The sequence below is a fragment of the Amycolatopsis sp. NPDC047767 genome, assembly GCF_040704195.1.
Taxonomy (GTDB): Bacteria; Actinomycetota; Actinomycetes; order Mycobacteriales; family Pseudonocardiaceae; genus Amycolatopsis.
This window is the reverse complement of the sequence record NZ_JBEYSJ010000017.1, coordinates 1-26,282: the sequence shown is the minus strand read 5'-3', so window position 1 is coordinate 26,282 and position 26,282 is coordinate 1. Positions and strand designations below refer to the sequence as shown.

Sequence of the window (26,282 nt, the reverse complement as noted above, 5' to 3'; positions counted from 1 at the left end):
CCGGGGTGCCTCCTGTCCAGGCACGGTAGTCGGGCCGTGGGCGCACAGGACGGCTCCGCCGCCGGGCCGGCTCGCGGGCGCGCGATGAGCGCCGTGGAGAAGTTCTTGCACAACGCCAAAAAGATCGCCGGCCGCGCCTGCGTTCCCGGCAAAAAACTCATCACCGAACGGACCCCTCGGCGCACCCGAACGCTGCGCGAACGCCCCGTCCCTAGCTTCGGTGGGGCAGGCAGCCCGACCGGGAGGCCGTTCCACATCAGGGAGAAATCGCATGACCACCATCACCGCACCGTTCCCCGAGCTGGCACTGGCGCTGAGGGGCGAGCTCGTGACGCGCGGCGACGACGGCTACGACCAGGCGCGCGCCGTCTACAACGGGATGATCGACAAGCACCCGGCCGCCATCGCCCGGTGTGCGGACACCGCGGATGTCGTCACGTGTGTGAATTTCGCGCGGGAGAACCGGATCGACCTCGCCGTGCGCGGCGGCGGGCACAACGCCGGCGGGCTGGGCATCGCCGACGACGCGCTGGTGGTCGACCTTTCCGCGATGCGCAGCACGACCGTGGACCCCGAGACGCACACCGTGCGCGTCGACGCCGGGTGCACCTGGGGCGACGTCGACCACGCAACCGTGGGCTTCGGCATGGCCACGCCGTCGGGGATCATCTCCTCCACCGGCGTCGGCGGGCTGACCCTCGGCGGCGGGATCGGCTACCTGGCCCGGCGCTTCGGGCTGACGGTCGACAACCTGCTCTCCGCGGACGTCGTCCTCGCCGACGGCAGTTTCGTGCACGCCAGTGAGAAGTCGAACCCGGACCTGTTCTGGGCCCTGCGCGGGGGCGGCGGGAACTTCGGCGTGGTCACGTCGTTCACCTTCCGCTGCCACGACATCGGCGACCACGGCACGATCATCGGCGGCCCGGTGCTCTACGCACTGGAGGACACCGAAGACGTGCTGCGCTGGTACCGCGAGCTGCTGCCTTCGCTGCCCGAAGAGCTCAGCGGCTGGTTCGGGCTGATCACCATCCCGCCGGCACCGCCGTTCCCGGAGGAGCTGTGGAACCGCAAGGCGTGCGCCATCGTCTGGTGCTACACCGGTGACCACGCGAGGGCCGACGAGGTCTTCGAGCCGGTGCGCTCGTTCGGGTCACCACTGGTGGTGGGTCTGCAGCCGATGCCGTTCACGGCGCTGCAGAGCGCGTTCGACGGGCTCTACCCGCCGGGTCTGCAGTGGTACTGGCGCGCCGACGTCACCACGGAGATCTCCGACGACGCGATCGCCATCCACCGCCGCTTCGGCGAGATGCTGCCGACGATGCACTCCAGCATGCACATGTACCCGATCGACGGTGCCGCCGCCCGGGTCGCCGCCGACGCCACGGCGTTCCCCTACCGCGACGGTGGCTGGTCCGGTGTGATCGTGGGCGTGGACCCCTCGCCCGACAACCGGGAGAAGATCACCCGCTGGACGAAGGACTACTGGACCGAGCTGCACCCGACCTCGGCCGGCGGCGCCTACGTCAACTTCATGATGGAGGAGGGTGACGACCGCGTGCGGGCCGCCTACCGCGACAACTACGCGCGGCTGGCGCAGGTCAAGAACCGGTACGACCCGCAGAACCTGTTCCACATCAACCAGAACATCCGGCCGTCCGGTTCGTGAGCGGCCCGGCCGGGTGGCTGCGGCGCAGCGGTCGGGGCCGCACCGCAGCACACCGCGGTCAGGAACGGAGGGAGCCACGACGGCGCTGGAAGTCGGTGACGGCGTCCAGCCCGGCGTGGAGTTCCTGACGCAGCAAGGCGAGCTGCTGGGTGGAGACGTCCTCCCCCAGCAGCTCGCTCGTGCGGCCCTTTTCCAGCTCCGCCAGCGCTTCCCACGGCGTCGGGGCGAGCTCGCCGACGACCGTGCCCGGGTCCGGGGGTGTCAGACCGTCGGCCACGCCCGCGCAGCCGGCCGCCACCAGGGCGGCCACGACGAGGTGCGGCTGGGCGTCGGCGCCGGCGAAGCGGAACTCCAGCCGGGGCGACGCGGAGGTGCCGCAGAGCCGGACGGCGGCGGTGCGGTCGTCCGGGCCCCAGCGCAGCACGCGCGGGGAGAACGACGCCGTGCGCAGGCGGACGTAGCTGTTCCACGTCGGCGCCCACACGGCGGTGAGCGCCCGCGCGTCGCGCAGCACGCCCGCGAGGAAGGCGCTGAGGCCGAAGGGAAAACCCGCGGGACCGTCCGGAGTGGACAGTGACAGGTGGACGTGGCACGAGTTGCCCTGGCCGGTCTCCGGCGCGGCGAGGTAGTCGGCGCTCGCGCCGTGCCGGCTCGCGACGCGGCGGGTGAGCAGCTGGAGCAGCAGGGCGTCGTCGCACGCGGTGAGCGCGTCGCGGTGGCGCAGCACCACTTCGTACTGGCCGGGATGGCATTCGGCCCGGGCGGACTCCACGCCCAGGGCCGAGGCGGCCGAGCGCAGGTCGGCCAGTAGCGGGGCCAGGCGTTCGGTGCCGCCCACCGCGTAGTCGACGCCGTGGCCGGTCAGCGGGGCGCCGGAGCCGTCGCGGAACACGACCTCGTGCTCGATCCCGATGGACGGCACCAGACCGAACTCCTCGAGCGCGGCCAGCTGCGTCCGCAGCACCGTGCGCGGCGCGAGGCCCGCCGGCTCACCCGAGGGCAGCTCGGCGTCGCACACCACGGCCCAGGTGCGCTCCCCCAGTGGCACGGCCGTCGCGGCGTCCGCGCGCATGCGCAGGTCGCCGAAGCCGCCGAGGTAGGCGCTCAGGGAACCGGTGTCCGGCAACGGTTCCCGCTCCGGCGTCCAGGCGAAGACGTAGCTGCACACGCCGTAGCCGTCGTCGAGCACCGACGCGGCGAACGGCGCCTCCACCTCCACCGCGGCGAACCGCGCGTGCGGGTCGGGCACGAGCAGCACCAGGCGCGTGCCCTCCTCGGCGAGCACGTGCCGCAGCACAGCCGCCGCGGCGGAGCCCGCCTCCGCGCGCACGGTGAGCGAGCGCGCGCCGACGGGCCGGTCGAACGGCGTCACCACGCGCCGTCCGGGTCGGGCGCGTGCAAGGGGTTCGGCACGCGGCCCCAGCGGACGTCGAACTCGTCGTCGCGCTCCACCTTGTCGAAGCCCTGCCCGGCGAAGTGCTCGCGGTTGAGCGTGACGCGCTCCACGTCGGGCGCGAACAGCCGGCACGCGTCGAAGCGCTCGGCGACGTCGGGGTTCTCGTCGCGGTAGCGGCCGACGACCTCGCGCACCAGGGCCCAGAAGTCGCCGCGGGCCAGGCCGAGGTCGTCGAGCAGCACCTCGGCCCAGAACCGCAGCTGGCCGGAGAACACTGAACTGAACAGCGACTGCGCGAGCAGGTGGGCGGGCCAGCGCAGCATGTCGGCGTCGGCCTCGGGCGGGAGGTCGGCGTAACAAGGCAGTTCCTCGTCCATCAGGTCCACGCCCTGCGCGAAGTCCTTGATGGCCACGCGCACGGGCCGGCTGTCGGCGTCGACGACGAGGATGAGGTTCTGGCCGTGGGGGCAGAACCCGACGCCGTAACGCAGCAGCCACTGCAGCAGCGGCGTGAGCAGCAGGTCGAACAGCCACGACAGCCACACCTCGGCGCCGTCGCCGGCCTGCGTGATGAGCCGCGTGAGCACGGCTTCGCCCGAAGCGTCGCGGTAAGGCAAGGCGGCGAAGGAGATCGCGCGTTCGCCCTCGGCCAGCGTCGCGACGAGCGGCTCGCGCCACAGCGCGCCGAGGGTTTCGTGGAAGCGGTAGGGCAGCTCTTCGAGCGCGCCGAACAACGGGTGACGCACGGACACGCTCGCCACCTCGCCCAGCAGCGCGAAGCGGTACTTCTCCGACAGCAGCGGGTCGGCCGCGTCGACGCGGCGCAGCCACTCGGTGACCGACGGCCCGGCCAGCGTCGCCGCGGAGTTCAGACCGCGGTAGACCAGCGTGTTGCGCACGGAGACGGCGGTTTTCACGTCGTGGCGATCGGGGCGGCTGCGGTTGGCGAGCGTGCGCACCGTCTGGTGGGGCCGGTAGGCGTCGGCGCTCTCCCCCAGCTCGATCATCCGGCCGGTCGCGAGTTCGGCGGAGTACAGCGTGCCGAGGATCTCGTCGGCCTGCCACGGGTGCACGGGCACCCACACGTAGTCGGCCGGGTCGCCGACGACGGCGACGCGCGCGGTGAACTCCTCGCGCTGGGCGTCGTCCAGCTCCTGATGGAGCAGGGTTTCGGCGTCGAGCTCCGCGACGGAACGGAACTGCGCCAGGTCGCGGTGCACGGCATACCAGCGCAGGCGGACGTCCTCGCCCGCCTCCGGCGCGTAGCGGGCGCGGTCCGGAGCCGAGAAGCCGACGCGGCCCTTGTTCAGCACGAGCCGCGGGTGGCCGGTGAGGTGGCCGTCGGCGAGGTTGTAGTCCATCGTGGACAGTTCGGCGGCGGTCGGGGCGCGGCGCAGGCGGGCGGCCTCGTTGGTGACGGTGGCGGTGAGCTCCGCCAGCACGTCGGCCAGGCGCAATCCGGTGAGGCCCAGCGTTTCCCGGGCGTCGACGACCAGGGTGCGCGGGTCGTCGGCCTGAGTCTCGGCTCCGTCGGCGAGCCGGACGGCGCTGCCCGGCAGGACGGTCCACGACTCGAACGCGCCGCGGCGGGCCTCGAAGCGGTACGAGACGCCGCCGGGGAGGTCGAGCAACCAGGTGCGGTGGCCGTCGCGGGTCGGTTCGCCGGGGTTCGGGCGCAGCATCGCCTCGTAGGACAGCTCGCCGAGCATCTTGTGCGTGACGAGCGAGCCCGCGGCCCGCCAGGCGGCGGCGTCGGTCAGGGTCACTGCTCCTCCGTGGGTTCTGATCCGGTGTTCAGGCCGAACGTGGTGAAGGCGGTGCGCTCGGGCAGGTCGTAGACCGGCTTGCCGCACACCGCGTTGAGGATCGCCGCGGCACGCCAGGCGCCGAGGCCGAGGTCGGGTGCGCCGGGGCCGTGGGTGTGGCGCTCGGCGTTCTGCACGAACACCGAACCGGTGACGCCGTCGCCCAGCTCCAGCCGGTGGTCCGCGCCCACGACGAGCCGGCCGTGGCCGTCGCGGCGCACGGCCAGCTCCCGCAGCAAGGGCGCGGTCGGCGTTTCGGCGTAACCGGTCGCGGAGACCACGGCGTGCGTGCGGTGCGTGGCGGTGCTCCCCTGCTCGGCGTGCCGCAGGCCCAGCTCGATCCCGCCGTCGCCGGCCGTGGCCGAGACGACCTCGACGCCGGGCGTGAGCGCCGCGCCGGGCCAGCCGCCGCCGATGCTGCGACGGTAGAGCTCGTCGTGGATCGCGGCGATGGTCTCCGTGTCGATCCCCTTGTACAGCTGCCACTGCGACGGCAGCAGCCGGTCGCGTACCGCCTCGGGCAGGCCGTGGAAGTAGGTCGTGTAGTCCGGGGTGAACTGCTCCAGGCCCAGCTTCGAGTACTCCATCGGCGCGAACGCGGGTGTGCGGGCGAGCCAGCGCAGACCGTCCACAGTGGAGCGTGAGCACAGGAGGTCGAGGAACACCTCGGCCCCCGACTGCCCGGAACCGACCACGGTCACCGTCTCCGCGGCCAGCAGCTCGGCGCGGTGGGTGAGGTAGTCGGCCGAGTGCAGGGCGAGCACGCCCGGGGCCGCGACGAGGTCGCGTAGCGGTTCGGGCACGCTCGGCCGCGTGCCGACGCCGAGCACCACCGACGACGCCAGGACCGGTTCGGTGCCCGGCACGGTCAGCTCGAACGCCTCCTCCGCGGCCGCCCAGCGCAGGCCCGTGACCTCGTGGCCGAAGCGGCACGCCGGCAGACGGGCGGCGGCCCAGCGGCCGTAGTCGTCGTACTCCGCGCGCGGCAGGTGGAAGCGCTCGGCGAAGTAGAACGGCAGCAGGCGGCCGCGTTCGCGCAGGTAGTTGAGGAACGAGTGCCGGCTCGTCGGATCGACTAGCGACACCAGGTCGGCGAGGAACGGGACCTGCAGCGTCGCGCCGTCGACCAGGAGCCCGGGGTGCCAGCGGAACTCCGGGCGCGCGTCGAAGAGCACCACGTCGAGCTGGTCGAGCGGGTCGGCCAGCGCGGCGAGCGACAGGTTGAACGGCCCGATCCCCACGCCCGCGAGGTCGAAGCGCCTCACGAGGCGACCGGGCTCTGCGGTGCGGTCACGCTGCGCTCGGCTTCTGTTGTGGCGACGACCCGGTCGAGCAGCTCCACGTAGTCCGCGGCCGTGGCGTGCGGGTGCAGCAGGGTGAGCTTGAGCCACAGCTGCGGGGCGCCGTCGGGGCCGGTCGGCAGGGCGCCGCGGCCGATCACGGCGGTGCCGGCTTCCAGCAGCGTGCGGCGGACGCGGGCGACGAGGTCGTCGTCGGCGCCGCGCGGGCGGAAGACGACGGTGGACAGCTCCGGTTTGCCCCAGGACTGCAGGGCGGGGTGGCGTTCCACCAGCTCGTTGACCTCGGTCGCGGTGGAGCAGCAGCGTTCGACGAGGGCGCCGAGGCCTTCGGTGCCGAGCGCGCGGACGGTGACGGCCATGCGGAAGGCGTCGGGACGGCGGGAGGTCCGGATGGAGCGGCCGAGGAGGTCGGGGAGGCCGGCTTCGGTGTCGTCGTCGGCGTTGAGGTACTCGGCGCGGACGGTCAGCGCGGAGAGGTCGGCGGCGTTTCGCGCGGCGAAGAGGCCGGCGGCGACGGGTTGCCAGCCGAACTTGTGCATGTCGAGGGCGACGGAGTCGGCGAGTTCGAGGCCGGCGACGCGGGGGGCCAGGGTTTCGCTGCAGAGGAGCAGGCCGCCGTAGGCCGCGTCGACGTGGAGGCGGGCGCCGGAGAGGTGGCAGATGCGGGCGATCTCCTCGAGGGGATCGATTCGGCCGGTGTTGGTGGTGCCGGCGGTGGCGATGACCACTGCCTCTGCGCCCAGTGGCTTGAGGGCTTCGGCCAGGGCTTCGGGGATCATGCGGTCGTCTTGGCAGGGGACGACGACCGGGGCCGGGAGGCCGAGGAGCCAGGCCGCGCGGGAGACGCTGTGGTGGGAGTTGGAGCCGCAGACCGGGTGGACGGTTCCTGGCGTGGTTTCCCGGGCCAGGAGGAGGCCGAGGAGGTTGGATTCGGTGCCGCCGGAGGTGACCACGGCGTCGGCGGTGGGGGTGGCCGGGAAGCAGAGGTGGGCGATGCCGCTGAGGAACTCTGCTTCGAGTTCGCTGGCCATGGGGGCTTGGTCCCAGGAGTCCATGGAGGGGTTCATCGCCGCGGCCACCACGTCGGCGGCGACGGAGACGGCCAGCGGGGGGCAGTGGAGGTGGGCGGCGCAAGCCGGGTCTGCTGGGTCGGCTGTGCCTTCTGCGAGGAGGGTCGAGTAGTGGTGGAGGGCTTGTTCGGCGCCGATCCCGGTTTTGGGGAGGTGCTGGGTGCCGCCGGCTGCGGCGAGGGAGGCGGCTACGGAGGCGGGGCCGCCGGACGGGATGGGGCCGTTGCGTTCGGTGATGCCTGCGGCCATGCCCTGGAGGGCGACGGGGATGAGGTCGGTGAGGTGTGTTGCACCGTCGCGGCCGCCGGCCAGCCAGGTCGCTGAATCTCCACCCATGGAGCCGCCTTTCTTAGGGTAACCTTGCCTACCCTATGCAACTGTACGGATACCCACCGCTAGAGGACGGAGGGGGTCCTCTGTGTTCAGGATGGTGGGGTGGGTGGGGTTGTTGCGTCGGCCGTTCGGGGGGCTCGGCGCGCGGAGCGCACCATTGCGGCCGGGATGGTGGGGGTGGGCACCCCGATTTTTGATTGTCACGACGGTGGAGATCGGTTTGTCAAGGCGGGAAAGCGTGCCTTGACAAACCGATCTCCACCGTGTTGGGGAAAAGAATCGGGGGCCGGGAGGGGGAAGGGTGCGGGGAGGGGTCGGTGGATCGTGGGTTGTGTTGCCGGGTGGGTGATGGGTGGAGGCAAGGGCACGCGACGGTGGGTGGATGGCGAGGTGCGTTGGCGGGTGGGGGTTGGGTGGGGACAAAAGCGCCCCAATGTGGCGTTCGGTGCGTTGAGCGCAACGAATGCCGCATTGGGGCGCGCGGGGTGGTGCGGGGGGGGTCAGCGTTGGGGGGCTAGACCCTTGGCCAGGTCGAAGGGGTCGGTGCCGGTGGGGAGGAGGGCGATGATGGGGGTGGTGAGGCCGTTGTCCACATAGGACTGGACCTGGTCGCGGCAGGATTCGACGGAGCCGTGGATGACGAGGTCGTCGACGACGGAGTCGGGGATGAGTTCGTTGGCCTTCTTGCGGTCGCCGGCGGACCAGGCGGTGTGCATGGGGGCGAGTTGGTCGCCGCGGCCTAGCCAGTCGTGGAAGGCGGCGTAGACGGGGACGGTCAGGTAGCTGGAGATCATCATGCGGCCCAGGGCCCGTGCGGCGTCTTTGTCTTCGGTGGGGCAGACGAAGATGCGGGCGGCGAGTTCGACGTCGGGGCCGATGACTTTGCGGATCTGGGGGACGTCGGTGGCGGAGAGCCAGTTGGTGATGGCGCCGTCCGCTTCGGCCGCGGCGAGGCGGAGCATGCCGGGGCGCAGGGCCGCGAGCATGATCGACGGCGCGGGGTCGGGGGCGCGTTCCAGGCGGAACTTGTTGACGGAGAAGGTGTCGTAGGACTGGGTGACCTTTTCGCCCGCCAGGGCGCTGCGGAGGAAGTGGAGGGTGTCGCGGGTGCGGGCGAACGGTTCCTCGAAGGCCGCGCCGTTCCAGCCTTCGACGATGACCGGGGAGGAGGCGCCGATGCCGAGGACGAAGCGGCCCGGGGCGAGTTCGGCGAGGGTGGAGGCGCTCATGGCCAGGAGGCCGGGGCCGCGCGTGTACACGGGCACGATGGCGGTGCCGAGGCGTAGCTGGGGCGCCCATTGGGACGCCAGCACCAAGGGGGTGAAGGCGTCGGTGCCGGCGGTTTCGGCCGTCCACGCGTCGGTGTAGCCCAGGTCGGGCAGTTGTTCCACGAGGGCGCGATGCTCCATGAGCGGCACCCCCGTGAGCGGGATGGTCAGGCCCCACCGGTTCATGCGTTCTCCTTGTCGACGGTGACGGAGGCGAGCTCACGCAGGATCCAGTCGACCTGCGTGCGCATCAGGTTTTCCGCGACCTCCTCGGCCTGCGGGGTCATGTGGGTGGCCCCGGCCAGCGGGAGGAAGACGTGGGGGCGGCCCTTCGCCAGCAGGGCGCCCGACAACCTCAACGAGTGCGCCGGGAAGACGTTGTCGTCGGCGAGGCCGTGGACGATGAGCAGCGCCCGGGAGAGTTCGCCGGCGTCGGCGATCAGCGAGTTGTGCTCGTAAACCTCGGGGGCGTCCTGCGGTTTGCCCAGGTAGCGCTCGGTGTAGTGGGTGTCGTAAAGGGCCCAGTCGGTGACGGGGGCGCCGGCGACGGCGGCGTGGAAGACGTCCGGCCGACGGAGGACGGCGAGCGCGGAGAGGTAACCGCCGTAGGACCAGCCGCGGATGGCGACGCGTTCGAGGTCCAGCTCGGGGTGGTCGGCCGCGGCGGCGTGGAGGGCGTCGACCTGGTCGGCGAGGGTGACGTCGGCGAGCTTGCCCGCGATCTCGCGCTCCCAAGCCGGGCCGCGGCCGGGCGAGCCGCGGCCGTCGGTGACGAGCACGGCGAAGCCCTGGTCGGCGAGCCACTGCGGGGTGAGGAAAGCGTTGCGGCTCTGGAGCACGCGCTGGGCGTGGGGGCCACCGTACGGGTCGAGCAGAACCGGGAGCTTGCCCTCGCTGGGCTCGTAGCCGCGCGGCAGCACCAGGGCGGCGCGCAGGCCGCGCTCGCCCAGCGTGAGCCACGTCAGGTTGGGTTCGATCTCGGGGTCCACTGTGGACGACGTGATGCGGCCGATCTCCGCGCCGTCGCGCAGGACCGTGACGACCGGGCCGCTGTGGGCGAGGCTCCATTCCGTGAGCACGGTCAAAGAGGCGCTGCCGGAGCCGACGTGCACGCCGTCCTGAGTGGACAGTCGCCGGACGCCGCCGGACTCGGTGCGGTAGACGTGGATCTGGGTGGAGTCGGCCTCCGACGCGGTGAAGAGCACCTGCTCGCCCGCGTGCAGGACCGCGCGAAGCTGCATGCCCGGCGGCGTGACGGGCTCCCCCGCCACCACGAGGCGGTGGTCGCCGTCGGCGGCGCTGGTGGTGACGAGCCGGCCGTCGGAGGTCCACGCGGGCACGCCCTGCACGATGTCGACCCAGTGCTCGTCGGTCTCGGTGTGCAGCTCGGTCACGGAGCCGTCGGCCGGGTCGAGCGCCAGCACGGTGAGGCGCTTCTGGTCGCGCGGCTGCACCGCGAGCAGCGGCGCGCCGCCGGCCGACCAGTGCACCGTGACCAGGTACTCCCAGTCGCCGCGCTCGACGTCGACGCGGCTGCCGTCCAGGCCGAGCACCGCGAGCGACACCACGGCGTTGGGCGAGCCCGCGGACGGGTAGGCCACGACGTTGGCCGGGTGGTCCGGGTTGGCGGGGTCGCCGATGGTCCAGCGCGGCACCGGGCCGCGGTCGGAACGCTCGACGATGAGGCTCTGCCCGTCCGGCGCCCACCAGTAGCCGCGCGTGCGGTCCATCTCCTCGGCGGCGATGAACTCCGCGAGACCCCAGGCGATGTCGTCGCCGTCTTCCTCGACGAGGGCGCGGTCGGTGCCCGTGGCCAGCTCGATCACGCGCAGCCGGCGATCGCGGACGTAGGCGACGTGCGTGCCCGTCGGGTTGGGGCGCGGGTCGACGACCGAGCCGTCGACGAGCACCGCGGTGGCGCCGGCGGCCAGGTCGAGCGTGTAGAGCTTGCCGGACAGCGTGAAGGTGACGACGGTGAACGCGTCGTCCACGCCGTAGGCCACCACGCCGCCGCCGGTCTCCCGCGCGCGCTCGCGCCGGGCCCGCTCCTCCGGCGGCAGGTCCTCCTCGCCGGGCAGCAGCTCCGCGGCGTCGACGAGCTTGGCCTCCGTGCCGCTCCCGAGGTCGAGCGACCACAGGCTGTGCCGCGGGTCCGTGCCCGTCTCGCTGCGGAGGAACAGCACGCGCGAGCCGTCCGGGGCCACGCGGAACTGCTTGGGGGCGCCGAGGGTGAAGCGCTGTGTGCGGGCCTGGCGGCGGAGGAACGGAACGTCGTCGAGAGCAGAGTCGGTCACGCCCGCACTCTTCCAGACGATCAGGCCGCCACGCCATCACCCTTCAGCATCGCCAGCTGCTCGGCGACGTCGAAGTCCGGCTCCGGGAACTGCGGCGCCATCTCCGTCAGCGTCTCGATCAGCAGCTCGGCGACGGCCCAGTTGCGGTACCACTTGCGGTCGGCCGGCACGACGTACCACGGCGCGTGCTCGGTCGAGGTCCGCGCGAGCAGGTCGGCGTAGGCCTGTGCGTAGGCGTCCCAGTGGCCGCGCGCCTCGACGTCGGACGGCGCGAACTTCCAGATCTTCTCCGGCCGCTCCAGCCGCGAGACGAGCCGGCGCAGCTGTTCCTCGGGCGAGATGTGCAGGAACACCTTGACGATCGTGGTCCCGGCCGCCGCGACCTCCTCCTCGAACGCGTTGATCTGCGAGATCCGGCTGCGCCGCTCGGCCGCGGTGAGCAGGCCGGCGACGCGGGGCACCAGCACGTCCTCGTAGTGCGACCGGTCGAACACCCCGATCTGGCCCGACGCCGGCAGCTCCTTGCGGATGCGCCACAGGAAGTCGTGGCGGCGCTCGGCCGGCGTGGGAACCTTGAAGCCCTTGTAGCGCACGCCCATCGGGTTCACCAGGCCCAGCACGTGCCGGACGGTGCCGCCCTTGCCGGACGTGTCCATGCCCTGCAGCACGAGCAACACGCTGCGGCCACCTCCGCTCGTGCCCTCGGCGTACAGCGCCTCCTGCAGGGCGTCGAGCCGTTCACCGGCGGTGGCGAGCTTCTTCTCGCCCTTGCCCTTCTTGTCCGGCCCGACCGGTGAGGAACCCGGATCCGGCAGCTCCGCCGTGGCACGGAGCGCGTCGCGGATCCGGGTCCCGTTGTCCTTCTTCGCCATCCGGCGACGATAACGTCAGGAAGCGGCCTTCGCGGCGAAGAGTTTCAGCAGTCCGTTCCAGCCGCCCTCGGTGTTCACGCCGTCTCGCACCTTCTGCGCGGTGGCGCCGTGCCGCTCGAACGCGCGGTGCTCAAGGTCGACTCGCGTGGTCCCGGGCCCTTCCTCGGTGAAAACCAGCTCGATCTCACTTGCGTGTGCCGGGTCCGGATCGATCTTCCAGTCCCCATTGATCTGCCACGACAGAACCACTCGGCCGGGTGGCTCCCACACGAGCACGCGGCCCCAGTCGCACTCCGACCCGTCCGTGAGCCGCTCGTAGCAGCGCCCGCCTTCTTTCGTCTCCATCACGGCCTCGGCGAGCTCTCCCTTGCCGATGTGGTGCTCGCGCGGCCACCAGCTGTCGAAACCCTCGGTGTAGACCTTGAACGCGTGCTCGCGCGAGCAGGCGACGGTGATCGTCTTGCGAATCGGTTCGAGTGTCATGACGCTTCGCTTCCTGGATCGGTTTCCTCGGCTTTCCTGGCGAACGAACTCAGCGCGTCGGACCACATCCCGTCGAGGTAGGCGCGCAACGCGGCGATCCCTTCGGGGCGCAGCCGGTACAGCCGTCTCGTCCCGGCCGCCTGGTCGACGACCAGACCCGCTTCCTTGAGCACCTTCAGGTGCTGCGAGACCGCCGGACGGCTGATCGGCAACGCCGCGGCCAGCTCCCCCACCGCCCGCGGCCCGTCGCGCAACGCTTCGAAGATCGCGCGCCGCGACGGGTCGGCGAGGGCGGAGAGCTGATCGCTTCCGTAAGTCGCCACGAACGGTAAGTTACAGCTTACCAATGACAGCGGTCAACGCCACGCATCGATTCGCCGGTCAGACCGCCCGACTGCGCAACGAACGACGGGTGAAAGCAACGTTTCCCGGCTGAAGTCCCCGCCCGTTGGATCTAGCCTGAACGCATGACGACGCTCGCCGGTCGGGAGACCGCCAGCCCTGCCTCCGCCGACGGCTTCATCGAGCTCGACGAGCGGTGGAGCACGCACAACTACCACCCGCTGCCCGTCGTGATCGCCGAGGCCGAGGGCGCGACGGTGAACGACGTCGAGGGCAAGAGCTACCTCGACTTCCTGTCCGGGTACTCCGCCCTGAACTTCGGCCACCGCCACCCCGCGCTGATCGCCGCGGCCGTGGAGCAGCTGGGCCGGGTCACGCTGACCTCGCGCGCGTTCCACCACGACCAGCTCGGGCTGTTCTGCCGCGAGCTGGCCGAGCTGACCGGCACCGAGATGGTGCTGCCGATGAACTCCGGTGCCGAGGCCGTGGAGTCGGCGGTGAAGGTGGCGCGCAAGTGGGCGCACCAGGTCAAGGGCGTGCCCGACGGCACGGCCGAGATCGTGGTCGCGGGCGCCAACTTCCACGGCCGCACCACCACGATCGTCTCGTTCTCCACCGACGACACCGCGCGCGCCGGCTTCGGCCCGTTCACGCCGGGCTTCGTCACGGTCCCCTACGGCGACGCGGCCGCCCTGCGCGCCGCCATCACCCCGCGCACGGCTGCGGTCCTGCTCGAACCGGTGCAGGGCGAGGCCGGCGTGATCGTGCCGCCGGCCGGGTACTTCGCCGACGTGCGCCGCGCGTGCGACGAGAACGGCGTGCTGCTCATCGCCGACGAGATCCAGTCCGGCCTCGCCCGCACGGGCACCGTGCTGGCGCTGGACCACGAGGGCGTGCGCGCCGACGTCTACACGCTCGGCAAGGCCCTCGGCGGCGGCATCCTGCCGGTATCCGCGGTGGTCGGCAGCCGCGACGTGCTGGGCGTGCTCAAGCCGGGCGAGCACGGTTCGACGTTCGGCGGCAACCCGGTGGCCTGCGCCGTCGGCCGCGCGGTGGTGCGGCTGTTGCAGACCGGCGAGTACCAGCAGCGCTCGGCCGAGCTGGGCGCGCACCTGCACGAACGTCTGTCCGCTTTGGTCGGCCACGGCCTGTCGGAAGTCCGCGGCCGCGGGCTGTGGGCCGGTGTGGACATCGCGCCGGGCGGGCCCACGGGGCGCGCCGCGTCGGAGGCGCTCGCCGGGCTGGGTGTGCTGTGCAAGGAGACGCACGACCACACGCTGCGCATCGCGCCGCCGCTGGTGATCAGCCGCAACGAGCTGGACCGCGGCATCGACGCGATCGCCCAGGTGGTGCGCCGCTAGGCCGTTCGCGGGAGCGTTTCGCCCGGTTCGCTCGTTGGGTCCGGTATGGGACGAGGGGACTGGGTCGAACGGCCGCTGGTCGGCACGGACGACGTCGACCCCGCGCAGCTGTACGCGCGGGGCAAGCAGCTGCGGGAGCGCGCGCCGGTCGAGGCGCACGACCACGCGGCGGCTGGCGCGGGGCGTCCGCGCGTGCGGGAGTACTTCGAGGCGAGCAACGCGGGGCGGCTGCCCGAACTGGTGGAGCTGCGGCGGGAGCGGATGGCGGCGTCGCCGTTCACCTTCTTCCGCGGCGCGGCCGGACTGATGGCGGCGGACCTCGCGGGCTCACCGTCGTCGGGGCTCACCGCGCAGCTGTGCGGCGACGCGCACGCGGCCAACTTCGGCCTGTACGGCACGCCCGAGGGCCGGATCGTCATGGACGTCAACGACTTCGACGAAACCGCGCCCGGGCCGTGGGAGTGGGACCTCAAGCGGCTGTCGGCGAGCCTCGTGCTCGCCGGACGCGAGGGCGGGATCGGGTCCGCCGCGTGCCGTGAAGCCGCGGAGGACGCGGTGAAGTCCTACCGGCGCACGATCCGCGCGCTGGCGGAGCTGCCGTACCTGCAGTCGTGGAACGCACTGCCCGACGCGTCCGCCGTGTCGCGGGCGCGCGCCGACGAGCTGATCGACGACTTCGCCGAAGCCGAGGAGAAGGCGCGCCGCAACACCAGCGCCAAGGTCGTGGCCAAGTGGACCCGCCACGTCGACGACCACGAAACCGGCCTGGCGCGCCACCGGTTCGTCGAGGACCCGCCCGTGCTCACGCACATCGACGACGCCACGGCCGCCTCGGTCGTGGCCGGGCTGACGTCCTATGTGGACACCCTGCGCGAATCGCGGCGCACGCTCGTGGCGCGCTACCGCGTGGCCGACGTCGCGTTCCGCGTGGTCGGCACGGGCAGCGTCGGGCTGCGCAGCTACGTCGTGCTGCTGCACGGCAACGAGGACGAAGACCTGGTGCTGCAAGTGAAACAGGCGCAGCCCTCGGCGCTCGCGCCCTACCTCGGCGTCTCCCCCGCCGACCACGAAGGCCGCCGGTGCCCGCCTCGTCCAGGCCGGGACCGACATCCTCCTCGGCTGGACCACGATCGACGGCATCCCCTTCGTCGTCCGCCAGTTCCGCAACCTCAAAGGCGCCATCGACCCGGCCGCGCTGGGCAAGAACCACCTCGACGACTACGGCCGCCTCGCCGGCGCCCTGCTCGCCCGTGCCCACACGCGCTCACTGCACCCGCAACTGCTCGCCGGCTACTTCGCCGACGACGAAGACCTCGACGAGGCGATCGGCGCGTATGCGCTGCGGTACGCCGACCAGACGGAGGCCGATCACGCCGAGTTCACCGGCTGAGGCGGTGGCTTCCCGGCCCTAACCCACCAGGGAAACCACGTCCTCCGCGCAGCCCCACGCCAGGGTGATTCCCGCGCCGCCGTGGCCGTAGCAGTGGACGACGTCGCCGGTGCGTTCCAGGCGCACGCTCGGCCGGCCCGGCCGCAGGCCCACGCGGGTGCCGAGGACGGCGGCATCGGCCAGCCGCGGTTCCAGGTCGCGGCAGCGGCGCACGATCGCGGCCGCCACGGCGGGGTCGGGTTCGAGGTCGTTGCGGCCGATCTCCTCGGTGCCGCCGCACACGACGTGGCGGCCGTGGGGGATCACGTAGGTCAGGTCGCCGTCGGCTTCCTCCACTGACCACGACGTGAGCCCCGGGTCGGCGAGGTGGACGACCTGGCCGCGGACCGGCACGAGGGTGTCGTCGCCCGCGAGGGTGCCGCCGGCGAGGCCGGTGGCGTTGACGACGACGTCCGCGTCGAGGTCGGCCAGGGAGGTGACCGTGCGGTACTCGGTGCGCACGCCCAGCGCGGCGACCTGCTCGGCCAGCCACGTGAGGTACACCGGAGTGTCCACGAGCGCCGTGGTGAACGCGAGCACCGAGCCCTCGCGCGACACGTCGGTCATCGCGGTGAGCCAGCGGGGATCGGGCACGTCCGCGGCGACCCGGATCCAGCCCGGCAGGAACCGGATCCCGGGCGCCGCGAGCAGCGAGCGGTACACGCCGACGGTCGTCTCGGTCCAGCGCACCACGCGCTCGTCCGGCCGCGCCACCGGCGGGTAGATCAGCCCGCCCGCCACGGCCGACGTCGTCTCCGCCGGTTTGCCCGCCGTCACGACCGTGACGCTGTGGCCCGCCTCGGCCAGCCGGTACGCGCAGCTCAGCCCGACGACCCCGCCGCCGGCCACGGTGATCCGCATGCCGCTCCCTCCGCTCGTGCTCCCGCCCGTGATCGTGGCCGAAGCCCGGCCATCGGCGCCACCCGCCATCCGCGTAGGCTCGCTGCCGGGAGGGGAGAAACCGTGAGCCGCGTTCTGGGACTCGTCGCCGTGCTCTGTGCGCTCGCGACCGTCGCACTGGGACTCGGCTACGCGGGCGGGCACTCCCCCGGCGCGCTCGACACGTGGGCCGCGCAGGCGATCGCCGGCCTGGGCCCCACCACGCTGAACGTGCTCGTGCTGCCGACCGAGCCGTACGTGCTGATCCCGGCGATCGCGGTCATCGCCGGCGTCTGCCTGTACCTGCGCCGCCGCACGGACGCGCTGCTGGCCGTCGCGGGCCCGGCGCTCGCCGTGGCGCTCAACACCTGGGTGCTCAAACCGCTGTTCGACCGCTGGAAGAACGACATCCTCGTCTACCCGAGCGGCCACACGGTGAGCCTGGTGACGGTGCTCGTGGTGCTGGTCCTGCTGGCGCGCCCGAAGGTCCTCACCGTCGTGCTCGGCGTGGTTCTCCTGTGCTGCGCGGCGATCGGCATGATCGGCCTCGGCTACCACTACCTCACGGACATCGTCGGCGGCACGTTCTTCGCCACCGCCGTGGTGACCGGCCTGCGGGCCGTCACACCGCGTCGCGTGCCAGCGCCGTCAGCCGGCTGACCGCGCGCAGGTACTTCTTGCGGTAGCCGCCGTTCACCATCTCCTCGGTGAACAGCTCCGGCAGCGGCACGCCCGACACGACCACGGGAATGGCGCGGTCGTAGAGGCGGTCGGCGAACGCCACGAGCCGCAGCCCCACGTTCTGGTCCGGCGCCGGCGTCACGTGCTTGAGGTGCACGCGCCGCACGCCGTCGAGCAGCTTGCCGTACCGCGACGGGTGCAGCTTGGCCAGATGCGCCACGAGCGCGTCGAACTCGTCCACAGTGGACCCCTCGTGCGCGGCGGCCGACGCGTCGAGCTCCTCGTCGGTCACCGGCGGCGGCGCGTCGGGCAGGCCGCGGTGGCGGTAGTCCGGCCCGTCCACCCGCACCACTTCGAAGCGGCGCGAGAGCGCCTGGATCTCGCGCAGGAAGTCCTCGGCGGCGAAGCGGCCCTCGCCGAGCTTGTCGGGCAGTGTGTTGGACGTCGCGGCGATGTACACGCCCGCGTCGGTGAGCTCCTGCAGCAGCCGGCACACGAGCGTGGTGTCGCCGGGGTCGTCGAGTTCGAACTCGTCGATCGCGAGCAGCCGGTGCTCCGACAGCCGCCGCACGGCCTCGGCGAACCCGAGCGCGCCGACGAGGTGCGTGAGCTCCACGAAGGTGCCGTACGCCTTGGGCGAAGGCGCGTCGTGCCAGGTCGAGGCGAGCAGGTGGGTCTTGCCCACGCCGAACCCGCCGTCGAGGTAGAGGCCCATCGGCCCCACGGGGGCGGTCTCGCCGCCGAAGAGCGAACGCAGCCGCGACTTCTTCGCCGGCCGGTCGCCGATGCGCCCGGCGAACGCCGAACACGACTCCACGGCGGCGGCCTGGCTCGGCTCGTCGGGGTTCGGGAGGTAGGTGGAGAACCGCGCCTCGCCGAACCGCGGCGGCGGCACCATGGAGGAGATCAGCTCGTCGGCCCCGAGCTCGGGAAACCGGTCCGTCAGGGCAGCTGGGGGCATGGCTGCAGAGCCTAGCCAGGCCCCGCGCGCGGGCGGTCGTGGTGTCCGCGCGCGCGTATCCCCCGGTCGGGGCCGGATCGGTGCCCGTGCTGGGATAGCGGGCGTGCGGAGCGTGTGGCCACCATCACCGGGCGGGACCGGGCCCTTGTCCGACGAGGACCTGGAGCGCGTCTACGGCTACCCCGAGGACCTGACCGACCTGGCCGCCCCGTTCGTGCAGGTCAACTTCGTGGCGTCGGCCGACGGCGCGGTGGCCGTGGACGAGCTGTCGAAGGGCCTTTCGCACCCGGCCGACCGCCGTGTGTTCCTGCTCGCGCGCGACCTCGCCGACGTGATCCTCGTCGGCGGCGGCACCGCGCGCGCCGAGAACTACCGCGGCGCCCGGACCAACGCGGTGCGCTCGGCCCGGCGGGCGCGGCTGGGTCTGGCGCCTGCGCCGCCCATCGCCGTCGTCACGCGTACGGGTTCACTCGACCCGGCGGGCCCGCTGTTCACCGACACGCGCGTGCCGCCGTTGGTCGTCACCACTTCGCGCGCCGACACCGCGGCGGCGCGGGAGGCCGGTGCCGACGTGCTCGTCGCGGGAGACGAAGACGTGGATCTGCCGCGCGCGCTGGCGATGCTGGCCGAACGCGGCCTGCGGCGTGTGGACTGCGAAGGCGGGCCCGGGCTGTTCGCGGCGTTGATCGCGGCCGACCTCGTCGACACGCTCAACCTCACCGTCGCCCCGCTGCTCGTCGGCGGCGACGCGAGCCGGATCGCGGCGGGACCGGCCGCGCTGCCGCCGCGCCGGATGGAGCTCACGTCGATCCTCGTGGACGACGGCTTCACGCTGCTGCGCTACCGGCGGGGCAGCGGCTGATGGCCGACAGCGAGGCGCTCGTCGCGGCCGCGGCGGCGGGTGACCACGCCGCGTTCGACACGTTGGTGCGCCGGCACACGCCGATGATGTACCGCGTCGCGCTGCGCATCACCGGCAGCCCGGCGGAGGCCGAGGACGTGGTGCAGGAGGCGTGGCTGGCCGCGTGGCGGTCGCTGGCTACGTTCCGCCAGGAGTCGGCGGTGTCCACGTGGCTGTACCGCGTGGTCACCAACGGCGCCCTGGACCTGCTGCGCCGCCACCGCCCCACCGTGTCGATCGAGAGCGTGTCGATCGCCGAGGCCCCCGACCTCGTCGCCGACGGCACGCCCGAACGCCAGGTCGTGCACGCCGAGCAGGTGGACGCCGTGCTGCGGGCGATCGCGCGGCTCGACGTCGCGCAGCGCGTGCCGCTGGTGCTGCGCGAACTCGAGGGGCTCAGCTACGAAGAAGTGGCCGAAGTGCTCGAAGTCGGCGTCCCGGCCTTGCGCTCGCGCCTGCACCGGGCCAGGGTGGCGCTGCTCGGCCAGCTGAGGGAGCGGTGATGACGGACGAGGGCGCCGGCGGCCCGCAGGACCCCGAACGGGATCCTCGCTGGGACCTCGTGCGCGCCGCCGCCCGCCGCCACGTCGCGACGCCGCCCGGCCTGGTCGACCGCGTGCTCCGATCGCTGACCAAGGTCCGCCAAGGCCCGCCGCTGCGGCTGCCCTGCGACGAAGGCGTGCTGACCGTTTCGGAAGCCGCGTTGCTCCGCCTGGCCCGCACCGTCGCCACCGATCAGGCCGAAGACGTCGACGGGGTCACGGTTTCCGCCGTCGCGCTGGCCGACGGCGAGCTGCAGATCCTGGCCACGATCCGCTTCGGCGTGGTCGCCGACGAAGCCGCGCGCGTGCTGCAGCACTGCCTGACCGCGGAGCTCACCCGGCTGCTGCGGGCGCGGCCGCCGCGGGTCAACGTCCACGTCGTCGACGTGCGTCCCGGCTGAGGAATCAGCGTTCACCGGCCAAGCGGAGCAACCCCGCGCGGTCGGCTTTCGGGCCTGGACCTGGTGGCGCTACCCTCGGTGCCGCGTCAGACACACTGTCTTGCTCTCCGGGAGGATCGCGTGGTGCTCGAATCGGAAAACACCCCCGTGGGAGTGGACCCGACCCGAGCGTTCGTCGCGCGTGTGTACGACTACCTGCTGGGCGGCAAGGACAACTTCGACGTCGACCGCCACGAGGCCGAGCGGATCATCGCCGCGATGCCCGAGGTGCCCGACGTCGCGTGGGAGAACCGCAACTTCCTGACCCGCGTGTGCCGCTTCCTCGCGAACAACACCGAGGTCCGCCAGTTCCTCGACTGCGGCTCGGGCCTGCCGACCGCCGAGAACGTGCACCAGGTGGTGCAGCGCATCCACCCCGAGGCGAAGGTCGTCTACGTCGACTACGACCCGGTCGTGGCCGCCCACGGGCGCGTGCTGCTGGAGGAGAACGACAACACGAAGTTCGTGCAGGCCGACATCTTCGAGCCCGAAAGCATCCTCGACAACCCCGAGGTGCTCGGCGCGCTCGACTGGTCGCAGCCCATCGCGCTGCTTTTCGTGGCCGCGCTGCACCACTACAAGGGCGACCGGGGCCGCCCGGCCGAGGTGACCAAGCAGTTCATCGATCGCCTGCCGCCCGGTTCGTTCGTGGTGATCAGCCACGTCCTCGACCCGGACGACGGCTCCGAGTACGACTCGACGCTGCAGGCGACCCTCGAGGTCATCCGCCGCGGCTCCATGCGCGACATCACCGCGCGCACCAAGACCGAGATCCGCGAGCTGTTCCACGAGCTGGAGATCATCCCGTCCAGCACCGCCGGCGACGCCGACGTCGTGCCCGTGGCGAGCTGGTGGCCCGACGGCCCGCGCTACACGAAGCCGACCATCGCCCAGCAGATCATCGCGGGTGGCGTGGCGCGCAAGCTCTGAATCGCTGAACCCTCGCTTCCGAGGCCGTTTCCCCTGGCGGCCCCGGCCGTTTCCTCGTACCGAACCGACTGCTCACCGGGTCGAACTCACCCGTTCGAGTGACCCGCCGTGAGCTTTTCCCCGGTTCGGACATCGTAGGAGTGGGCAAGCTTCCGGCGCCGACGCCAGCGGCGCCGTCCCCACCGACAGCGAGGAGCGAACTCCATGGTGCAGCCGAGCCCCCGCCGGACCGATGTTCCGGGTACCGCGATCACGACGCCCCTCAACGAGGAGGGGTCCGCGGGCCGGACCACGATCTCGTCGCTGGTGGTGCAGAAGGTCGCCGGGCTCGCGGCGCGCGAGATCGCCGGCGTCCACGCGCTGGGCGGCGGGGTGTCCCGCGCGTTCGGCGCGCTGAAGGAGCGCATCCCCGGCTCCGGCACGACGTCCACCGCGGGCGTCGCCGTCGAGGTGGGCGAGAAGCAGACGGCGATCGACCTCGACCTGGTCGTGGAGTACGGCGCGCGGATCGTCGAGGTGTCGCGAGCGGTGCGGCGCAACGTGATCGAGGCCGTGGAGCAGATCACCGCGCTCGAGGTGATCGAGGTGAACATCGCGGTCAACGACGTCCACCTGCCCGACGAGGACGACGAGCCCGAGTCCTCCCGCGTGGAGTGACCACCACCCGACCACCCAGCACCAGGAGGAAACGTTGAACGCAACGCAGACCGGGATCCTCGCCGGACTGATTCTCGGCCTCGCCGCGACCCAGGGGTTCACCGCCTTCCTGGTCACGTTCGCCGTGGGGGTCGTGGGGCTGGTCATCGGCCGGGTCGTCGACGGTGAGCTCGACCTCGGCGACCTGTTCGGCCGGGGCCGCGACAAGTGACCGGCCGGCCGCTCCAGGTCGACCTGCCGCGCGGTGACCTGGCCGAACCCGAGGAGCGCGGCAGCCTGACCATCGCCCACGCCGTGGTGCGCAAGGTCGCGCAGCACGCCGCGGATCTCGTGCCCGGCACCGTGCAGACCGAGCGCCGCGTCGCCGGTCTCACGCGCGGACGCTCCGGCGCGAGCGCGAAGGTCGGCGGCGAGGACAACGACGTGGACCTGGCCCTGGAGCTGGCGTTGCGGTATCCGGCGCCGGTCCGGGCCGTGACGGGTGACGTGCGCGCGAAGGTGACCGAGGAGGTCGAGCGGATCACGGCGTACCACGTGCGGTCGATCGCCGTGACGGTTTCCGCGCTGCTGCCCGACGTCCGGCCGAGGGTGCGCTGATGCGGATCCTCGTGCGGTTCCTGTCCACTGTGCTCGGTCTGGCCGTCGCGGCCGGCGGGGCGCTGCTGGCGATCGAGGTCGGGTGGCGCTGGTGGCAGCCGGGCCGCGCGCCGCTGATCGTGCCGTGGGAACGCTGGCGTGAAGACCTCGCCGGGCTGCCGTGGACCAGCACGTCTGTGCGGGTCACGGCGGCGATCGTGCTCGTGGCCGGGCTGCTGTTCGTGTTGTTCGCCCTCACCGCGGGCAGCCGCGCCGTGCGGATGGCCGACCCGGCCGACGGGATCTGCGTGAGCACGTCGCCGCGGGCACTCGCGCGGCTGGTCGGGCTCGCCGTGCGCGCGCAGGCCAACGTGACCGGCGCGAGCGTGACGGCGAGCGCCCGCAAGGTGCGCGTGCGCGCGACCAGCCGGCTGGAGAACGAGGAACAGCTGCGGCCGCGGCTGCTGGAGACCGTCGCGACGGTGCTGGACGACGTCCCGCTCGAACGCCGGCCCAAGGTGTCCGTGGTCGTCGACTCACCGAAGGACCGCCGATGAGCCGCTCCACCGCCTCCCGTGCCCTGGGCCGTTCCCATGGGGCCGAGCGCACGCTGACGTTCCTGACCGGGCTGGTCGCGGTCCTCGCGGGCGCGGCCGCGCTGGTGGTCGGGCAGGGCTGGCTCGGCGAGTTCCGCGCGCGGCGGCCGCTGCTCGACCCGATGGCCGTGAGCTGGCTGGCCGACCATCAGCTGTACGCGCGGATCGGCGCCGTCGTGCTCGGCGTGCTGCTGTTCGTGCTGGGGCTGTGGTGGTTCTTCCGTTCGCTGCGCCCCGAACGCCGTCCCGACCTGGCCCTCGACGAGACGCCGGGCGCCGAGCTCACGGTGACCGCCGGCGCGCTCGCCGGCGCGGTGCAGACCGACGCCGAGGCCATCGCCGGCGTCACCCGGGCGCGGGCGCGCGCGGTCGGCACGGCGGCCGAGCCGGCGCTGCGCGTGACGCTGTGGCTGAGTGAAGGAACCGACGTCCGGCGCATCTGGACCGACCTCGACACGTACGTGCTCACACGCGCCCGCGAGGCACTCGGGCTCGACTCGCTGCCCACGGCCGTGCGGCTCGAACTCGACACGACGGGCCCGGCACGCGTGCGCTGACCGCGTGTTTCGCACAGAATGCCCGCATGGCCCTCCCCGTGCAGGCTCCGATCAAGCCCATGCTCGCCAAGCCGGCGAAGGCGATCCCCGACTCCGGCGGGCTGCTGTTCGAGCCCAAGTGGGATGGGTTCCGCTGCCTGGTCTTCCGCGACGGCGACGAGCTCACCCTGCAGTCGCGCGCCGAAAAGCCGCTCAACCGCTACTTCCCCGAGGTGGTGGAGCGGCTGCTGGCGACGCTGCCCGAGCAGGTCGTGCTCGACGGCGAGCTGGTCGTGGGCCGCGGCGGCAAGCTCGACTTCGACGCGCTGACCGAGCGCATCCACCCGGCCGACTCCCGCGTGCAGCTGCTGGCGAAGGAGACGCCCGCGGAGTTCGTGGCGTTCGACGTGCTGGCGCTGGGCTCGGAGTCCTTCGTGGACGAACCGACGTCGGCGCGGCGCGCGCGGCTGGAGGGCATCGCGGGCGACGGCGTGCACCTCACGCCGGCGACGACCGACCCGGACACCGCGCGGCACTGGTTTGAGCTGTTCGAGGGCGCCGGGCTCGACGGCGTGATCGGCAAGCCGCTCGACGAGCCGTACTCGCCGGGCAAGCGCGTGCTGTTCAAGTACAAGCACTCCCGCACGGCCGACTGCGTGCTGGCCGGGCTGCGCTGGCACGTCGACGGCGAGCCGGGTGAGGCCGTCGGGTCGTTCCTGCTCGGGCTGTACGACGCCGACGGGCTGCTGCACCACGTCGGTGTGGTCGGGTCGTTCCCGGTGAAGCGGCGCCGTGAGCTGGCCGAGGAGCTGGCCCCGCTGATCACCGACGGCGAAGGCCACCCGTGGGTGGGCGACGCCGTGCGCGAGGGCCAGCGCATCCCGGGCGGCATCACGCGCTGGCGTTCGACCGAGCACGCGTGGGTGCCGCTGAAGCTGGAGCGCGTCGTCGAGGTCGGCTACGAGCACACCGAGGGCGGCGAGCCCGCGCGGTTCCGGCACACCGCGCAGTTCAAGCGGTGGCGCCCGGACCGGGAACCGGCGTCGTGCGGCTACGCGCAGCTGGACGAACCGGCGCGCTACGACCTGTCGGCCGTGTTCCGCGGCGAGGTCGTGCGGACCCGCTAACTTCCGCGTCACACCCGGCGTGCCAAGCTCGTCGGACAGCTCCACCGACACCACGTGAGGACCAGCCCGTGCGCCGCCGTTCCACCAGCCGCCCCCGCCTGCGTGCACTGGTGGCGGTGCTGGCGGGTGCGTTGACCGTCGCGGGCTGCACCACGGGCCCGTCGGTGCGCCCGGCGGTGGTGGACAACGACGGCGGGGTCACGCAGGCGCCGGCGTCGAGCGCCGCGCCCGTGCCGCTGCCGCCGCTCACGCAGCCGCAGTCACCCAGCCTGCGTTGGACCGACTGCGACGAGGACACCCGCCAGCGCATGGGCTCCCCCGCCGCGCCGGACTCCCTGCACTTCACGTGCGCGCGCCTGACCAGCCCGCTGGACGCGCCCGACGACACGCAGCACCTGCTCGCGCGCATCCTCGTGCTCAAGGCCGGCGACGGCCCCATCCCGCTGGTGGTCGTGAACGACGTCGGCGGCGAACCCGGCTCTGTTTTCGCGGCGCGCCTGGCCTCGCAGCTGCCGCCCGCGTTCCTGCAGAAGTTCTCGTTGATCGGCGTGGACCGCCGCGGCACCGGTTTGTCGGGCGGCGTGCAGTGCGTGCCCCCGGAGGCCCGCGAAGCGCTGCTCGGCGCCGACCCGGCCCAGGGCGACCTGTCCGACGTCCTCGACGCCTCGCGGCGCGCCGGCCAGCAGTGCGCCATCGACCTCGACACGGCCCAGACCGCGCTGGACAGCTGGCGCACCGCCGGGGACCTGGAGGAGCTGCGCACCCAGCTCGGCGTGCCGCACCTCAACGCGCTCGGGCGGGGCGACGGCTCGAAGGTGCTGTCGGAGTACGCCGTGCGCTATCCGGCGCAGGTGGGGCGGATGGTTCTGGACGGCTTGCCGGACCCGGGTGAGGATCGCGCCGCGGTGCTGGACGCGGTCGCGGCCGGCGCGCAGGCGACGTTGGACGCGTTCGGGGCGGATTGTGCGGCTCGCGGGTGTGCGATGGGCGACCCGAAAGCGGCGTTGAAGGCGGTAACCGACCGGTTGCGCGCGGCGCCGGAGACGACTCCGGACGGGGTCACGGTGACGCCCGGTATCGCTACGTACGCGGTGTACGTGGGGTTGGCCGACCGGACGCGGTGGCCGGCGCTGGCCGATGCGTTGACCGCGGCGAAGTCCGGTGACGTGACGGCGCTGGAGTCTTTCGCGGATCCGGTGATCGTGGACGCGCAGGGCCGGACGTCGCGGATCGGCGGTGTGATGGCGACTCGGTGCAATGACGCGTCTACGCGGTTGCCTGCCGATCAGATCAACAAGGTCGATCAGGGGATGCGGGCGAAGTATCCGCAGTTCGGGTCGGCGGTGGCGCAGGAGCTGGCGTGGTGTGGGGCTTGGCCAGTGCGTCGGGAGCCGTTGCCTGCCGCTGGTGCGCCTGGTGCACCGCCGATTCTGGTGGTGGCGACAGCTGCCGACCCGGTGACGCCGGAGATCGGGACCACGCGGGCGGCGGACCAGATGCCGAGCGCCGTGGCGCTTTCGTGGCAGGGTGCTGGGCATGGCGCCGTGGGGCAGTCGCCGTGCGTGACGTCGGCGGTTCAGGCGTTCTTGATCGACGGCAAGGTTCCTACTGACGGGACTCTGTGCCCGGCTTGACGGGGGGTTCGGTGTGACCGGTAGTGCCGAGGTGCTGGCTGAGTTGGCCGCGCTGGAGGACCCCAGGTCTCGTGCGGTGAACGAGAAGCATGGTGATGACCACGGGGTGAGACGCCCCGAAATTTCCGGACAGCTTTCGTATGGCTAATTCATGCTGCGAGCTGTCGGTTCAGGTACTCGTTGTGGACCTCTAATGGGGTCT

General features: G+C 72.4%; 25 protein-coding genes and 2 pseudogenes. 16 read left to right on the top strand and 11 right to left on the bottom strand.

Features of this window, described 5'->3' with window-relative positions; genetic code table 11:
• The first annotated feature begins 271 nt into the window (after nucleotides 1–271).
• Entirely contained in the window at nucleotides 272–1,666 is a 1,395-nt protein-coding gene (locus AB0878_RS27905; RefSeq protein ID WP_366583202.1) for an FAD-binding oxidoreductase, read from the top strand.
• A gap of 58 nt (nucleotides 1,667–1,724) precedes the next feature.
• Here AB0878_RS27905 and AB0878_RS27900 read toward each other — a convergent pair whose 3' ends face one another.
• The 9 genes from AB0878_RS27900 to AB0878_RS27860 all read right to left on the bottom strand — a co-directional run bounded on the left by AB0878_RS27900 (nucleotide 1,725) and on the right by AB0878_RS27860 (nucleotide 12,811).
• A complete protein-coding gene (locus AB0878_RS27900) occupies nucleotides 1,725–3,038 on the bottom strand; it encodes a glutamine synthetase (protein ID WP_366583335.1) in 1,314 nt (437 codons plus the stop codon).
• Nucleotides 3,035–4,828, bottom strand: coding sequence for an IucA/IucC family protein (locus AB0878_RS27895; RefSeq protein ID WP_366583201.1), 1,794 nt, complete (start codon nucleotides 4,826–4,828; stop codon nucleotides 3,035–3,037). Before AB0878_RS27895 ends, AB0878_RS27900 begins: the two co-directional genes overlap by 4 nt.
• A complete protein-coding gene (locus tag AB0878_RS27890) occupies nucleotides 4,825–6,132 on the bottom strand; it encodes a SidA/IucD/PvdA family monooxygenase (protein WP_366583200.1) in 1,308 nt (435 codons plus the stop codon). Before AB0878_RS27890 ends, AB0878_RS27895 begins: the two co-directional genes overlap by 4 nt.
• Nucleotides 6,129–7,574, bottom strand: coding sequence for an aminotransferase class V-fold PLP-dependent enzyme (locus tag AB0878_RS27885; RefSeq protein ID WP_366583199.1), 1,446 nt, complete (start codon nucleotides 7,572–7,574; stop codon nucleotides 6,129–6,131). The genes AB0878_RS27890 and AB0878_RS27885 overlap by 4 nt, the downstream gene beginning before the upstream one ends.
• Nucleotides 7,575–8,071: 497 nt before the next feature.
• On the bottom strand, nucleotides 8,072–9,025 hold the full coding sequence (locus AB0878_RS27880) for an LLM class F420-dependent oxidoreductase (protein WP_366583198.1): 954 nt from the start codon (nucleotides 9,023–9,025) through the stop codon (nucleotides 8,072–8,074).
• Nucleotides 9,022–11,133: a prolyl oligopeptidase family serine peptidase gene (locus AB0878_RS27875; RefSeq protein WP_366583197.1), complete on the bottom strand. Its 2,112-nt coding sequence runs from the start codon at nucleotides 11,131–11,133 to the stop codon at nucleotides 9,022–9,024. The genes AB0878_RS27880 and AB0878_RS27875 overlap by 4 nt, the downstream gene beginning before the upstream one ends.
• 20 nt (nucleotides 11,134–11,153) lie before the next feature.
• Nucleotides 11,154–12,005 (bottom strand): PPK2 family polyphosphate kinase, encoded by an 852-nt coding sequence (locus AB0878_RS27870; RefSeq protein WP_366583196.1) that lies wholly within the window; start codon nucleotides 12,003–12,005, stop codon nucleotides 11,154–11,156.
• 15 nt (nucleotides 12,006–12,020) lie between these two features.
• Complete coding sequence (locus AB0878_RS27865; protein ID WP_366583195.1) at nucleotides 12,021–12,488, bottom strand: SRPBCC family protein; 468 nt, start codon at nucleotides 12,486–12,488, stop codon at nucleotides 12,021–12,023.
• The gene (locus tag AB0878_RS27860) at nucleotides 12,485–12,811 is read right to left on the bottom strand and encodes a metalloregulator ArsR/SmtB family transcription factor (RefSeq protein WP_366583194.1); all 327 of its coding nucleotides are present in this window, start codon (nucleotides 12,809–12,811) and stop codon (nucleotides 12,485–12,487) included. The genes AB0878_RS27865 and AB0878_RS27860 overlap by 4 nt, the downstream gene beginning before the upstream one ends.
• A gap of 144 nt (nucleotides 12,812–12,955) precedes the next feature.
• On the opposite strand from AB0878_RS27860, the gene rocD reads away from it, so the two are divergent.
• Nucleotides 12,956–14,191 (top strand): ornithine--oxo-acid transaminase, encoded by a 1,236-nt coding sequence (gene rocD / locus AB0878_RS27855; protein ID WP_366583193.1) that lies wholly within the window; start codon nucleotides 12,956–12,958, stop codon nucleotides 14,189–14,191.
• Nucleotides 14,192–14,236: 45 nt separating this feature from the next.
• A pseudogene (locus AB0878_RS27850) lies at nucleotides 14,237–15,581 on the top strand (DUF2252 domain-containing protein).
• 18 nt (nucleotides 15,582–15,599) lie between these two features.
• On the opposite strand, the gene AB0878_RS27845 reads toward AB0878_RS27850, so the two are convergent.
• Nucleotides 15,600–16,481: an FAD-dependent oxidoreductase gene (locus tag AB0878_RS27845; protein WP_366583192.1), complete on the bottom strand. Its 882-nt coding sequence runs from the start codon at nucleotides 16,479–16,481 to the stop codon at nucleotides 15,600–15,602.
• A 102-nt stretch (nucleotides 16,482–16,583) separates the two neighbouring features.
• Here AB0878_RS27845 and AB0878_RS27840 point away from each other — a divergent pair, with 102 nt between their 5' ends.
• Nucleotides 16,584–17,159: a phosphatase PAP2 family protein gene (locus AB0878_RS27840; RefSeq protein WP_366583191.1), complete on the top strand. Its 576-nt coding sequence runs from the start codon at nucleotides 16,584–16,586 to the stop codon at nucleotides 17,157–17,159.
• On the opposite strand, the gene zapE is transcribed toward AB0878_RS27840, so the two are convergent.
• Nucleotides 17,122–18,141 carry a cell division protein ZapE gene (gene zapE, locus AB0878_RS27835; protein ID WP_366583190.1) on the bottom strand — a complete coding sequence of 340 codons (1,020 nt, stop codon included), beginning with the start codon at nucleotides 18,139–18,141 and terminating at the stop codon, nucleotides 17,122–17,124. The two genes, AB0878_RS27840 and zapE, sit on opposite strands and share 38 nt — an antisense overlap.
• Before the next feature lie 103 nt (nucleotides 18,142–18,244).
• Between zapE and AB0878_RS27830 the strand changes: the two genes are divergently transcribed.
• The 12 genes and pseudogenes from AB0878_RS27830 to AB0878_RS27775 all read left to right on the top strand — a co-directional run.
• On the top strand, nucleotides 18,245–19,003 hold the full coding sequence (locus tag AB0878_RS27830; RefSeq protein ID WP_366583189.1) for a pyrimidine reductase family protein: 759 nt from the start codon (nucleotides 18,245–18,247) through the stop codon (nucleotides 19,001–19,003).
• Nucleotides 19,003–19,545: a sigma-70 family RNA polymerase sigma factor gene (locus AB0878_RS27825; protein WP_366583188.1), complete on the top strand. Its 543-nt coding sequence runs from the start codon at nucleotides 19,003–19,005 to the stop codon at nucleotides 19,543–19,545. The genes AB0878_RS27830 and AB0878_RS27825 overlap by 1 nt, the downstream gene beginning before the upstream one ends.
• Nucleotides 19,545–19,985 carry a hypothetical protein gene (locus tag AB0878_RS27820; protein ID WP_366583187.1) on the top strand — a complete coding sequence of 147 codons (441 nt, stop codon included), beginning with the start codon at nucleotides 19,545–19,547 and terminating at the stop codon, nucleotides 19,983–19,985. Before AB0878_RS27825 ends, AB0878_RS27820 begins: the two co-directional genes overlap by 1 nt.
• A 123-nt stretch (nucleotides 19,986–20,108) precedes the next feature.
• On the top strand, nucleotides 20,109–20,954 hold the full coding sequence (locus AB0878_RS27815; protein WP_366583186.1) for an SAM-dependent methyltransferase: 846 nt from the start codon (nucleotides 20,109–20,111) through the stop codon (nucleotides 20,952–20,954).
• A gap of 204 nt (nucleotides 20,955–21,158) precedes the next feature.
• Nucleotides 21,159–21,611 (top strand): Asp23/Gls24 family envelope stress response protein, encoded by a 453-nt coding sequence (locus tag AB0878_RS27810; protein ID WP_220238398.1) that lies wholly within the window; start codon nucleotides 21,159–21,161, stop codon nucleotides 21,609–21,611.
• A gap of 34 nt (nucleotides 21,612–21,645) precedes the next feature.
• Nucleotides 21,646–21,822: a hypothetical protein gene (locus tag AB0878_RS27805; protein ID WP_220238397.1), complete on the top strand. Its 177-nt coding sequence runs from the start codon at nucleotides 21,646–21,648 to the stop codon at nucleotides 21,820–21,822.
• Nucleotides 21,819–22,208 (top strand): Asp23/Gls24 family envelope stress response protein, encoded by a 390-nt coding sequence (locus tag AB0878_RS27800; RefSeq protein WP_366583185.1) that lies wholly within the window; start codon nucleotides 21,819–21,821, stop codon nucleotides 22,206–22,208. Before AB0878_RS27805 ends, AB0878_RS27800 begins: the two co-directional genes overlap by 4 nt.
• Nucleotides 22,208–22,744 (top strand): DUF6286 domain-containing protein, encoded by a 537-nt coding sequence (locus AB0878_RS27795; RefSeq protein ID WP_366583184.1) that lies wholly within the window; start codon nucleotides 22,208–22,210, stop codon nucleotides 22,742–22,744. The genes AB0878_RS27800 and AB0878_RS27795 overlap by 1 nt, the downstream gene beginning before the upstream one ends.
• The gene (locus AB0878_RS27790; RefSeq protein WP_366583183.1) at nucleotides 22,741–23,340 is read left to right on the top strand and encodes an alkaline shock response membrane anchor protein AmaP; all 600 of its coding nucleotides are present in this window, start codon (nucleotides 22,741–22,743) and stop codon (nucleotides 23,338–23,340) included. Before AB0878_RS27795 ends, AB0878_RS27790 begins: the two co-directional genes overlap by 4 nt.
• Before the next feature lie 26 nt (nucleotides 23,341–23,366).
• Nucleotides 23,367–24,446, top strand: coding sequence for an ATP-dependent DNA ligase (locus AB0878_RS27785; RefSeq protein ID WP_366583182.1), 1,080 nt, complete (start codon nucleotides 23,367–23,369; stop codon nucleotides 24,444–24,446).
• A gap of 68 nt (nucleotides 24,447–24,514) precedes the next feature.
• Nucleotides 24,515–26,080 carry an alpha/beta hydrolase gene (locus tag AB0878_RS27780; RefSeq protein ID WP_366583181.1) on the top strand — a complete coding sequence of 522 codons (1,566 nt, stop codon included), beginning with the start codon at nucleotides 24,515–24,517 and terminating at the stop codon, nucleotides 26,078–26,080.
• Nucleotides 26,081–26,093: 13 nt separating this feature from the next.
• Nucleotides 26,094–26,189: pseudogene (locus AB0878_RS27775) on the top strand (DNA alkylation repair protein); the annotation flags it as partial.
• Nucleotides 26,190–26,282 lie beyond the last annotated feature (93 nt).